Origin of the sequence: Streptomyces sp. NBC_01707, from assembly GCF_041438805.1 — a bacterium.
In the GTDB taxonomy this organism is placed as follows: domain Bacteria; phylum Actinomycetota; class Actinomycetes; order Streptomycetales; family Streptomycetaceae; genus Streptomyces.
Window position 1 is genome coordinate 7,935,920 of sequence record NZ_CP109190.1, and the last position, 12,013, is coordinate 7,947,932.

11 protein-coding genes are annotated in these 12,013 nt (G+C 69.1%); all 11 read left to right on the forward strand.

The window, feature by feature from the left end; genetic code table 11:
- The first annotated feature begins 239 nt into the window (after window positions 1–239).
- Complete coding sequence (pdxS, locus tag OG963_RS35585; RefSeq protein WP_030968722.1) at window positions 240–1,160, forward strand: pyridoxal 5'-phosphate synthase lyase subunit PdxS; 921 nt, start codon at window positions 240–242, stop codon at window positions 1,158–1,160.
- Between the two features lie 6 nt (window positions 1,161–1,166).
- Window positions 1,167–1,760 (forward strand): pyridoxal 5'-phosphate synthase glutaminase subunit PdxT, encoded by a 594-nt coding sequence (pdxT, locus tag OG963_RS35590; protein ID WP_030918809.1) that lies wholly within the window; start codon window positions 1,167–1,169, stop codon window positions 1,758–1,760.
- 62 nt (window positions 1,761–1,822) lie between these two features.
- Window positions 1,823–2,575 carry a YebC/PmpR family DNA-binding transcriptional regulator gene (locus tag OG963_RS35595; protein ID WP_030918812.1) on the forward strand — a complete coding sequence of 251 codons (753 nt, stop codon included), beginning with the start codon at window positions 1,823–1,825 and terminating at the stop codon, window positions 2,573–2,575.
- A gap of 121 nt (window positions 2,576–2,696) precedes the next feature.
- Window positions 2,697–3,269 carry a crossover junction endodeoxyribonuclease RuvC gene (ruvC, locus tag OG963_RS35600; RefSeq protein ID WP_319737837.1) on the forward strand — a complete coding sequence of 191 codons (573 nt, stop codon included), beginning with the start codon at window positions 2,697–2,699 and terminating at the stop codon, window positions 3,267–3,269.
- A complete protein-coding gene (gene ruvA, locus OG963_RS35605; RefSeq protein ID WP_093775329.1) occupies window positions 3,266–3,892 on the forward strand; it encodes a Holliday junction branch migration protein RuvA in 627 nt (208 codons plus the stop codon). The genes ruvC and ruvA overlap by 4 nt, the downstream gene beginning before the upstream one ends.
- 71 nt (window positions 3,893–3,963) lie before the next feature.
- The gene (gene ruvB / locus OG963_RS35610) at window positions 3,964–5,037 is read left to right on the forward strand and encodes a Holliday junction branch migration DNA helicase RuvB (protein ID WP_030918820.1); all 1,074 of its coding nucleotides are present in this window, start codon (window positions 3,964–3,966) and stop codon (window positions 5,035–5,037) included.
- A 165-nt stretch (window positions 5,038–5,202) separates the two neighbouring features.
- Window positions 5,203–5,688: a preprotein translocase subunit YajC gene (yajC, locus tag OG963_RS35615; protein ID WP_093775331.1), complete on the forward strand. Its 486-nt coding sequence runs from the start codon at window positions 5,203–5,205 to the stop codon at window positions 5,686–5,688.
- A gap of 147 nt (window positions 5,689–5,835) precedes the next feature.
- A complete protein-coding gene (gene secD, locus OG963_RS35620; protein ID WP_371799826.1) occupies window positions 5,836–7,578 on the forward strand; it encodes a protein translocase subunit SecD in 1,743 nt (580 codons plus the stop codon).
- 1 nt (window position 7,579) lies between these two features.
- The gene (secF, locus tag OG963_RS35625; RefSeq protein ID WP_093775334.1) at window positions 7,580–8,680 is read left to right on the forward strand and encodes a protein translocase subunit SecF; all 1,101 of its coding nucleotides are present in this window, start codon (window positions 7,580–7,582) and stop codon (window positions 8,678–8,680) included.
- Window positions 8,680–9,231 (forward strand): adenine phosphoribosyltransferase, encoded by a 552-nt coding sequence (locus tag OG963_RS35630; RefSeq protein ID WP_093775335.1) that lies wholly within the window; start codon window positions 8,680–8,682, stop codon window positions 9,229–9,231. The genes secF and OG963_RS35630 overlap by 1 nt, the downstream gene beginning before the upstream one ends.
- Before the next feature lie 180 nt (window positions 9,232–9,411).
- The gene (locus OG963_RS35635; protein WP_093775337.1) at window positions 9,412–11,976 is read left to right on the forward strand and encodes a bifunctional (p)ppGpp synthetase/guanosine-3',5'-bis(diphosphate) 3'-pyrophosphohydrolase; all 2,565 of its coding nucleotides are present in this window, start codon (window positions 9,412–9,414) and stop codon (window positions 11,974–11,976) included.
- Window positions 11,977–12,013: the final 37 nt, after the last annotated feature.

A 12,013-nucleotide genomic window follows, 5' to 3' on the forward strand; every position in this document is an offset into this window, starting at 1 on the left:
CGCCCCCGGGCCCGTCACGCGACGCTGTCGTCCCGCAAGGACCACCGTCACCGGTGCCGGCCGGGGCCCCACGCTCCTCCTCGGCGGAGACGCGCCGTCCATCCCGTATGCGGCCGTACGCCGCCAAAACGATCCACCGGCCTGCCATTGGCCCTTGCTGTGGACTGGTCACGAGGAGTTTGCTCAGCAGAGCACCAGAGAGCACCATCAGCATCTTTTTCTCCGAGTGAGGTCGATCCGTGTCCACGCTTCCCACCACCCCGCAGTCCACCGACTCCCCGGCGACCGGCACCGCGCGCGTCAAGCGCGGCATGGCCGAGCAGCTCAAGGGCGGCGTGATCATGGACGTCGTCAACGCCGAGCAGGCGAAGATCGCCGAGGACGCGGGCGCCGTGGCCGTCATGGCGCTCGAGCGGGTGCCCGCCGACATCCGCAAGGACGGCGGCGTGGCCCGGATGTCCGACCCGAACATGATCGAAGAGATCATCGAGGCCGTCTCCATCCCGGTGATGGCGAAGTCCCGCATCGGCCACTTCGTCGAGGCGCAGGTCCTGCAGTCCCTCGGCGTCGACTACATCGACGAGTCCGAGGTCCTCACCCCGGCCGACGAGGTCAACCACAGCGACAAGTTCGCTTTCACCACGCCGTTCGTCTGCGGCGCCACGAACCTGGGTGAGGCGCTGCGCCGTATCGCCGAGGGTGCGGCAATGATCCGCTCGAAGGGCGAGGCCGGCACGGGCAACGTCGTCGAGGCGGTCCGCCACCTGCGCCAGATCAAGAACGAGATCGCCCGGCTGCGTGGCTACGACAACAACGAGCTGTACGCCGCAGCCAAGGAGCTCCGCGCCCCGTACGAGCTGGTCAAGGAGGTCGCCGAGCTCGGCAAGCTGCCCGTCGTCCTGTTCTCCGCCGGTGGCGTCGCCACCCCGGCCGACGCCGCGCTGATGCGCCAGCTCGGCGCCGAGGGCGTCTTCGTCGGCTCCGGCATCTTCAAGTCCGGCGACCCGGCCAAGCGTGCCGCCGCCATCGTGAAGGCCACCACCTTCTACGACGACCCGAAGATCATCGCGGATGCCTCCCGCAACCTGGGCGAGGCCATGGTCGGCATCAACTGCGACACGCTGCCCGAGACCGAGCGCTACGCCAACCGCGGCTGGTAGTCACTGATGAGCGACACCCCTGTGATCGGAGTCCTGGCTCTTCAGGGCGACGTACGGGAGCACCTGATCGCCCTGGCCTCGGCCGATGCCCTGGCCAGGCCGATCCGGCGCCCCGAGGAGCTCGCCGAGGTCGACGGTCTGGTCATACCCGGTGGTGAGTCCACCACCATGTCCAAGCTGGCCGTCCTGTTCGGCATGCTGGAACCGCTGCGCGAGCGGGTGCGTGCGGGGATGCCGGTCTACGGCACCTGCGCGGGAATGATCCTGCTGGCGGACAAGATCCTCGACCCTCGCTCGGGCCAGGAGACCGTCGGCGGCATCGACATGATCGTGCGCCGTAATGCTTTCGGGCGGCAGAACGAGTCCTTCGAGGCGGCTGTCGAGGTCACCGGGATCGACGGTGGTCCGGTCGAAGGCGTCTTCATCCGGGCCCCCTGGGTGGAGTCGGTCGGCGCGCAGGCCCAGGTCGTGGCCGAGCACGGTGGTCACATCGTCGCCGTACGGCAGGGAAACGCCCTGGCGACGTCATTTCACCCGGAACTGACCGGGGACCACCGAGTTCACGCGCTCTTCGTCGACATGGTGCGCGCAGTCCGCTGACTCGATCCCGGTAGGATCTCTCGGGTTCGTTAAGAAATTGGTGACGCGAAGGAGACAGGCAGATGTCCGGCCACTCTAAATGGGCTACGACGAAGCACAAGAAGGCCGTGATTGACGCCAAGCGCGGCAAGCTCTTCGCGAAGCTGATCAAGAACATCGAGGTCGCGGCCCGCACCGGCGGTGTGGACCCCGAGGGCAACCCGACCCTCGTCGATGCGATCCAGAAGGCCAAGAAGAGCTCCGTCCCGAACAAGAACATCGACTCCGCGGTCAAGCGCGGTGGCGGTCTCGAAGCGGGCGGCGTCGACTACCAGACGATCATGTACGAGGGTTACGGCCCGAACGGTGTCGCGGTGCTCATCGAGTGCCTCACCGACAACCGCAACCGTGCCGCCTCCGACGTACGGGTCGCGATGACCCGCAACGGCGGTTCGATGGCCGACCCGGGTTCGGTCTCGTACCTCTTCAACCGCAAGGGCGTCGTCATCGTCCCCAAGGGTGAGCTGACCGAGGACGACGTCCTCGGTGCGGTGCTCGACGCGGGCGCCGAGGAGGTCAACGACCTCGGTGAGTCCTACGAGGTCGTCAGCGAGGCCACCGACATGGTCGCGGTCCGTACCGCGCTCCAGCAGGCCGGCATCGACTACGACTCCGCCGAGGCCAACTTCCTGCCCACCATGCAGGTCGAGCTGGACGAGGAAGGCGCGCGCAAGATCTTCAAGCTGATCGACGCGCTGGAGGACAGCGACGACGTGCAGAACGTATTCGCCAACTTCGACGTCTCGGACGAGGTCATGGAGAAGGTCGACGCCTGAGGCGCACTCAGCACAGCCTTCAGCGCGGGCCGGCGGGGACACACCCCGTCGGCCCGTCGCATTGTCAGTGCGAGCCGATAGCCTGCGGGAACAGTTGACCGATCGGCAGAGGGGGCGCTTCATGCGGGTGCTGGGCGTGGACCCGGGGCTGACCCGGTGCGGCGTCGGAGTCGTCGAAGGGGTCGCGGGCCGCCCGCTGACGATGCTCGGGGTCGGCGTCGTGCGCACCCCGGCCGATGCGGAACTCGGCCACCGGCTGGTCGCCATCGAACGAGGCATCGAGGAGTGGCTCGACGAGCACCGTCCCGAATTCGTCGCCGTGGAGCGGGTGTTCAGCCAGCACAACGTCCGAACGGTGATGGGCACCGCGCAGGCCAGTGCGGTTGCCATGCTCTGCGCCTCCCGCCGCGGCATCCCCGTCGCCCTGCACACCCCCAGTGAGGTCAAGGCCGCCGTCACCGGCAGCGGCCGCGCCGACAAGGCGCAGGTCGGCGCAATGGTCACCCGGCTGCTGAGGCTCGACGCCCCGCCGAAGCCCGCTGACGCCGCCGACGCGCTGGCGCTCGCCATCTGTCACATATGGCGGGCCCCGGCCGTCAACCGCCTCCAGCAGGCGCATGAGGCCGCCGCGGCGGCCCGCACACCGCGCGTCCCCCGTACTCCCGCAGTTCCCGTCCGGAAGGTCCCCCGATGATCGCCTTCGTCAGCGGCCCCGTCGCCGCACTCGCCCCGACCACGGCCGTGATCGAGGTCGGTGGCATCGGCATGGCCGTCCAGTGCAGCCCCCACACCCTCGCCGACCTGCGGATCGGTCAGGAGGCCAGGCTGGCCACCTCGCTCGTCGTGCGGGAGGACTCGCTGACGCTCTACGGCTTCGCCGACGACGACCAGCGGCAGGTCTTCGAGCTCCTGCAGACCGCCAGCGGCGTCGGCCCGAGGCTCGCCCAGGCGATGCTGGCGGTGCACAGCCCGGACGCCCTGCGCCTCGCCGTCTCCGCCGGAGACGAGAAGGCGCTCACCGCTGTCCCCGGCATCGGCAAGAAGGGCGCGCAGAAACTCCTTCTCGAGCTGAAGGACAGGCTCGGCGAGCCCGTCGGCGCCCACATCGGCAGGCAGGGGATCGGCGCCGCCGTCTCCGCCTCCTGGCGCGACCAGCTGCATGCCGCCCTGATCGGTCTCGGCTACGCGAGCCGTGAGGCCGACGAAGCGGTCTCCGCCGTAGCCCCGCAGGCCGAGGCGGCCCTCGCCGAGGGCGGCCAGCCGCCCGTACCGCAGCTGCTGCGCGCCGCACTGCAGACCCTCAACCGCGCACGCTGACCGCACGCGACACCCCGACGCACGGGCATCGCACGGCCCGGCACCGAAACACCCGAGGCGGGACTGACCGAATGAACTGGGACGACACCGGACCCGACACCGACGAGCGGCTCGACGAGCGCCTCGTCGACGCAGGCGCCGACGGCGAGGACACCGCGGTCGAAGCCGCCCTGCGGCCGAAGGACCTCGACGAGTTCGTCGGCCAGGAGAAGGTGCGCGAACAGCTGGACCTGGTCCTGAAGGCGGCCCTCGCCCGTGGTGCCACCGCCGACCACGTCCTGCTCTCCGGTGCCCCCGGCCTCGGCAAGACCACCCTCTCCATGATCATCGCTGCCGAGATGGGCGCCCCGATCCGGATCACCTCCGGTCCCGCCATCCAGCACGCGGGCGACCTCGCCGCGATCCTCTCCTCCCTCCAGGAGGGCGAGGTCCTCTTCCTCGACGAGATCCACCGCATGTCACGGCCCGCCGAAGAGATGCTCTACATGGCGATGGAGGACTTCCGGGTCGACGTCATCGTCGGCAAGGGGCCCGGCGCCACGGCCATCCCGCTGGAGCTGCCGCCCTTCACCCTGGTCGGCGCCACCACCCGGGCCGGACTCCTGCCGCCCCCGCTGCGCGACCGTTTCGGCTTCACCGGCCACATGGAGTTCTACGCCCCCGCCGAACTGGAACGTGTCGTCCACCGCTCGGCCCGCCTCCTCGACGTCGCGATAGACGCGGACGGCGCCGCCGAGATCGCCGGCCGTTCCCGAGGCACGCCCCGTATCGCCAACCGCCTGCTGCGCCGTGTCCGTGACTACGCCCAGGTCAAGGCGGACGGCCGGATCGACCGCACCGTCGCCGCCGCGGCCCTCAGGGTGTACGAGGTCGACGCCAGGGGCCTGGACCGGCTGGACCGGGCGGTGCTCGGAGCGCTGCTGAAGCTCTTCGGCGGCGGCCCGGTCGGCCTGTCCACCCTCGCAGTGGCCGTGGGGGAGGAGCGCGAGACGGTCGAGGAGGTCGCGGAGCCGTTCCTGGTACGGGAAGGGCTGCTGGCCAGGACGCCGAGGGGCCGGGTCGCCACCCCGGCGGCCTGGACCCACCTGGGCCTCGTCCCTCCGTCTCATGGTGGAAATGGACAACAGGGTCTTTTTGGGGCGTGATGCGTCACAGGTTGCCCCAGATGAGGAACCACGGTGCCATGCTGGGCGTTGTTCCATCGATGCGGACTCGCTTAGACTCCGCCGATGCCGTCCGTACAGGGCGGCGTACCCACCCCCGTAGATCAGGCCGCATTTCAGCGCGGTCGTGCGAAGGAAACTCGTCCCGTGAATCCCGTGACTCTCCTCCCCTTCATCGTGCTCATCGGGGCCATGTTCCTGATGACCCGGTCCGCCAAGAAGAAGCAGGCTGCCGCCGCGCAGATGCGCAACGACATGCAGCCCGGCACCGGCGTCCGGACGATCGGGGGCATGTACGCCACCGTCAAGGAGCTGCACGACGACACGGTTGTCCTTGAGGTCGCACCCGGCGTCCACGCCATCTACGCCAAGAACGCGATCGGCGCCGTCCTCGACGACGCGGAGTACAACCGGATCGTCCACGGTGACGGCGACGACATCGACGGCGCGATCGTGCCGGACGACGCCTCCTCGCTGACCGAGGCGGCCGACGCCGACGAGCCCGTCGAGGCCGACGCGGACTCCTCGGCCGATGCCAAGATCGACCTGGGCAAGAAGACCGAGGCCGACGACGTCGAGCCGAAGGACGCCAAGGCCGATGAGAAGGCCGACGGCGAGGCCGACGCGAAGTAGGGCATGACCCGGGGGATGCTGTGAGCCTACCGGCGTCCGGCATCCCCCGGAACGTGCGGTCTTCTGCGGGGGCAGGTCCCCACAACACTTCGTGGCCGCTCGGGCGCGTACCCGGCGCGGGGCGGTTGGACAGGGAGAAACGAGAAGGTGGCAGCACCGAAGAAGGGCCGAGGGTCGTCCGGCGGCCAGGGCAGGCCGGGGCGTGCCCTGGCTCTGATCCTGATCGCCATGGTCGCGCTCACCGGCGGGATGTTCTTGTCCGGTCACACCACGCCTCGGCTGGGTATCGACCTGGCGGGCGGCACGTCGATCACGCTCAAGGCGAAGAGCCAGCCCGGTAAGCCCGACGCGATCAACCCGACCAACATGGACACCGCGGTCAGCATCATCGAACGCCGTGTCAATGGTCTGGGTGTCTCGGAGGCCGAGGTCCAGACCCAGGGCCGGGACAACATCATCGTCAACATCCCCAAGGGGACGAACTCGAAGCAGGCCCGGGAACAGGTCGGTACGACCGCCCAGCTCTACTTCCGGCCCGTGCTGACCGTAACCGCAGGCCAGGCGACGCCCACCGACACCGCCAGCCCCTCGGCATCCGGTTCGGCCAAGCCGAGCGTCTCGCCCAGCGACAAGGAGACGGCCTCGGGTTCGAAGGCCACCCCGTCGACCAGCGCCACCACCCAGGGTCGCGCGGTCACCGGTGCCCTGACGAAGGACACGTCGCCCAGTCCGACCGCCAGCGCCTCCGGGTCGCCGAAGGCGTCCGCGAGCCCTTCGGCCTCGGTCGACCCGGCCACCGCCGCGCTCCAGAAGCGGTTTGCCGCGCTGGACTGCTCCACCAAGGCCGGCCGTGCGAAGGCCGGTGCCAACGCGAAGCCCACCGACACCACGATCGCGTGCAGCTCCGAGGGTGACGCCAAGTACGTCCTCGGCCCGGCCGAGGTCTCCGGTACGGACGTGGACAGCGCCAAGGCCACGATCGACCAGCAGCGCGGCATGTGGATCGTGCAGATGGACTTCACCGACAAGGGTTCGAAGAAGTTCCAGCAGATCACCTCAAAGCTGTCGCAGCAGCAGTCGCCGATGAACCAGTTCGCCATCGCGCTCGACGGCGAGGTCGTCTCGGCGCCCCAGGTGAACGAGACGCTCAGCGGCAGCGCCGAGATCTCCGGCAGCTTCACCCAGCAGTCCGCCCAGGACCTGGCGAACGTGCTGTCGTACGGTGCGCTCCCGCTGTCCTTCGACGAGGACACGGTCACCACCGTCACCGCCGCGCTCGGCGGTGAGCAGCTCCAGGCGGGGCTGATCGCCGGTGCCATCGGTCTGGCCCTGGTCGTCATCTACCTGGTCGCCTACTACCGCGGCCTTGCGTTCATCGCGCTCCTGAGCCTCATGGTCTCCGGCATCCTGACCTACACGCTCATGTCGCTGCTCGGCCCGGCCATCGGCTTCGCGCTGAACCTCCCCGCGGTCTGTGGCGCCATCGTGGCGATCGGTATCACCGCGGACTCGTTCATCGTGTACTTCGAACGCATCCGGGACGAGATCCGCGAGGGCCGCACGCTGCGTCCGGCCGTCGAGCGTGCCTGGCCGCGCGCCCGGCGCACCATCCTGGTCTCCGACTTCGTGTCGTTCCTCGCCGCCGCGGTGCTCTTCATCGTCACCGTCGGCAAGGTCCAGGGCTTCGCCTTCACGCTGGGTCTCACCACCCTGCTCGACGTGGTCGTGGTGTTCCTCTTCACCAAGCCCGTCATGACGCTGATGGCCCGTACGAAGTTCTTCTCCGGCGGTCACCCGTGGTCCGGCCTGGACCCGAAGCGGCTCGGCGCCAAGCCGCCGCTGCGCCGCACGCGTCGTGTAAACGCCCCCACCGACCCGAAGGAGGCGTGAGATGTCGCGACTCGGCAGTCTCGGCTCCCGGCTCTACCGCGGCGAGGTCGGTTACGACTTCATCGGTAAGCGCAAGATCTGGTACGGCATCTCGATCCTGATCACCATCACGGCTGTCGTCGCCCTGGCGGTCAGCGGCCTCAACATGGGGATCGAGTTCAAGGGCGGCGCGGTCTTCACCACTCCGTCGACCAGCGCCTCGGTCGCCCAGGCGGAGGAGTCCGCGGTCACCGCCTCCGGCCACCAGGCGATCGTCCAGAAGCTCGGCAACGGCGGTCTGCGTATTCAGATCACCGAGGTCGACCTGGCGAAGTCCGACGCGATCAAGGCGGATCTCTCCAAGGACCTCAAGGTCCCCGAGGAGAAGATCAACGCCGACTTGGTCGGCCCCAGCTGGGGTGAGCAGATCGCCAACAAGGCCTGGACCGGCCTCGGCGTCTTCATGATCCTCGTGGTGATCTACCTGGCCATCGCGTTCGAGTGGCGGATGGCGATCGCGGCCCTGGTCGCGCTGATCCACGACATCACGATCACGGTGGGTATCTACGCCCTGGTCGGCTTCGAGGTCACCCCCGGCACCGTGATCGGTCTGCTGACCATCCTCGGTTACTCGTTGTACGACACGGTCGTCGTCTTCGACAGCCTCAAGGAGGGCACGAAGGGGATCACCAAGCAGACCCGCTGGACGTACAGCGAGATCGCCAACCGCTCGATCAACGGCACGCTGGTCCGTTCCATCAACACGACCGTCGTGGCGCTGCTGCCCGTCGCCGGTCTGCTGTTCATCGGTGGCGGTGTCCTCGGCGCAGGCATGCTGAACGACATCTCGCTGTCGCTCTTCGTCGGCCTCGCCGCCGGTGCGTACTCCTCGATCTTCATCGCCACCCCGCTGGTCGCCGACCTCAAGGAACGCGAGCCGCAGATGAAGGCGCTGAAGAAGCGGATTCTCGCCAAGCGCGCGGCAGCCGCCGCCAAGGGCGAGTCAGCCGAGGACGAGCAGTCGCACGACGACGACGTCCACGTGGACGCCGCACCCACCGCTGCGGTGGTCGGCCAGCGCCAGCAGCCCAGGGGCCACGGCCGGACCCCGGGGAAGCGCTGATGACCAGCACCACCGAGAGCGTCAGGGAACTGCTGCTCAGCCGGATCCGTGATGTGGCGGACTACCCGAAGCCGGGAGTGATGTTCAAGGACATCACCCCGCTGCTCGCGGACCCGGTGGCGTTCACGGCTCTCACCGACTCCCTCGCGGAGCTGTGCGTCCGGCACGGCGCCACGAAGATCGTCGGTCTGGAGGCGCGCGGCTTCATCCTGGCAGCGCCGGTCGCGGTCCGGGCCGGGCTAGGTTTCGTACCCGTCCGCAAGGCCGGGAAGCTGCCCGGAGCCACGCTCAGCCAGGCGTACGAGCTGGAGTACGGCACCGCGCAGATCGAGATCCACGCCGAGGACCTCGCTCCCGACGACCGGATCATGGTCATCGACGACGTCCTCGCCACCGGCGGCACCGCCGAGGCCTCGCTGGAGCTGATCCGGCGGGCCGGTGCCCAGGTCGCGGGCGTCGCGGTCCTCATGGAGCTCGGCTTCCTCGCCGGCCGGGCCCGGCTGGCGCAGGGGCTCGAAGGCGCCCCGCTGGAGGCTCTGATCACGATCTGAGCGTCGCCCGCGGTAGCGGGCCGTACGCGGACGGTTCAGTCACACACGCAGGACGGGCACCCGGGAACAGCCGGGTGCCCGTCCCGCGTTGTCAAAGGTCTCACCGTCCCCGGGGGAGCTCCGGCCGCAGGGTCGATACGATGGCCTTTCCGGGTGTCCGGATCCGCACGAGGAGCGCTCTTGCCAGACGAGGCCCAGCCAGTCGCCGCCCCGCAGCCCGACAAGCCCGCGGCGGTCCCAGCCACGCCCGAGAAGAAGCAGCCCGCGGCGAAGGAGAAGCCGAAGCCCCCGGCCCCCGAGCCCGTGCGCAGCGCGGCGCAGGCACCCATCAAGGCGAACGGGTCCGCCGACCGGCCCGCCCCGCTCTCGCCGGCGCCGACAGCCCCGAAGCCCCCGGCCAAGCCCGCCGTCAAGCCGGTGGCACCGGCCGGCGCCGTGGCTCGTTCCGGCGGCTCCTCCAACCGGGTACGGGCCAGGCTCGCCCGGCTCGGGGTGCAGCGCTCCAGCCCGTACAACCCGGTTCTCGAACCGCTGCTGCGTGCCGTCCGCAGCAACGACCCCAAGATCGAGACGTCCACGCTGCGTCAGATCGAGCGTGCCTACCAGGTCGCCGAGCGCTGGCACCGCGGCCAGAAGCGCAAGAGCGGCGACCCGTACATCACGCACCCGCTAGCCGTCACGACGATCCTCGCCGAACTCGGCATGGACCCGGCGACGCTGATGGCGGGCCTGTTGCACGACACGGTCGAGGACACCGAGTACGGCCTCGACACGCTGCGCCGCGACTTCGGTGACCAGGTCGCGCTGCTCGTCGACGGCGTGACCAAGCTCGACAAGGTCAAGTTCGGCGAGGCCGCGCAGGCCGAGACCGTACGCAAGATGGTCGTCGCCATGGCCAAGGACCCCCGGGTCCTCGTCATCAAGCTCGCCGACCGGCTGCACAACATGCGCACCATGCGCTATCTCAAGCGGGAGAAGCAGGAGAAGAAGGCCCGCGAGACGCTGGAGATCTACGCGCCGCTGGCACACCGCCTGGGCATGAACACCATCAAGTGGGAACTGGAGGACCTCGCCTTCGCGATCCTCTACCCCAAGATGTACGACGAGATCGTCCGCCTCGTCGCCGAGCGGGCGCCGAAGCGTGACGAGTACCTCGCCATAGTGACCGACGAGGTCCAGGCCGACCTGCGCGCTGCCCGGATCAAGGCCACCGTCACCGGACGCCCGAAGCACTACTACAGCGTCTACCAGAAGATGATCGTGCGGGGCCGGGATTTCGCCGAGATCTACGACCTGGTGGGCATCCGCGTCCTCGTCGACACCGTTCGCGACTGTTATGCGGCACTCGGCACCGTGCACGCGCGATGGAATCCGGTCCCCGGCCGGTTCAAGGACTACATCGCGATGCCCAAGTTCAACATGTACCAGTCGCTGCACACCACGGTGATCGGTCCCAGCGGCAAGCCCGTCGAGCTGCAGATCCGCACCTTCGACATGCACCGCCGCGCCGAGTACGGCATCGCCGCGCACTGGAAGTACAAGCAGGAGGCCGTCGCGGGCGCCTCCAAGGTCCGTACGGACGTACCGAAGAACACCGGCCGCGGCCAGGACACCGTCAACGACATGGCGTGGCTGCGCCAGCTCCTGGACTGGCAGAAGGAGACCGAGGACCCGAGCGAGTTCCTGGACTCCCTGCGCTTCGACCTCTCCCGCAACGAGGTCTTCGTCTTCACGCCGAAGGGCGACGTCATAGCGCTCCCCGCGGGTGCGACACCGGTCGACTTCGCGTACGCCGTGCACACGGAGGTCGGCCACCGGACCATAGGAGCACGCGTCAACGGGCGGCTCGTGCCGCTCGAATCGACCCTCGACAACGGCGACCTGGTGGAGGTCTTCACCTCCAAGGCGGCCGGCGCGGGACCGTCCCGGGACTGGCTCGGCTTCGTCAAGTCGCCGCGCGCCCGGAACAAGATCCGCGCCTGGTTCTCCAAGGAGCGCCGCGACGAGGCGATCGAGCAGGGCAAGGACTCCATCGCGCGCGCCATGCGCAAGCAGAACCTGCCGATCCAGCGGATCCTGACCGGCGACTCGCTGGTCACGCTCGCCCACGAGATGCGATACCCCGACATCTCGTCGCTGTATGCGGCGATCGGCGAGGGCCATGTCGCGGCCGCAGGCGTCGTGCAGAAGCTGGTGCAGGCGCTCGGCGGGGAGGACGCCGCCAACGAGGACCTCGCGGAGAGCTCGCCGCCGTCCCGCAGCCGCCACAAGCGCCGCTCCAACGCCGACCCGGGTGTGGTCGTCAAGGGCGTCGAGGACGTCTGGGTCAAACTGGCCCGTTGCTGTACGCCTGTCCCCGGCGACCCGATCATCGGCTTCGTCACCCGCGGCAGCGGCGTCTCCGTGCACCGCGCCGACTGCGTCAACGTCGACTCGCTGTCGCAGCAGCCGGAGCGGATCCTCGAGGTCGAATGGGCACCCACCCAGTCCTCGGTCTTCCTGGTCGCCATCCAGGTCGAGGCGCTGGACCGGTCGCGGCTGCTCTCGGACGTCACACGCGTCCTGTCCGACCAGCACGTCAACATCCTGTCCGCGGCCGTGCAGACCTCGCGGGACCGGGTGGCCACCTCGCGCTTCACCTTCGAGATGGGTGACCCGAAGCACCTCGGACATGTCCTGAAGGCCGTACGGGGCGTGGAGGGCGTCTACGACGTCTACCGCGTGACCTCGGCCCGCAGGCCGTAGGCGCACCCGGCACGCACACGAGGAAGGGGGCTCCCGT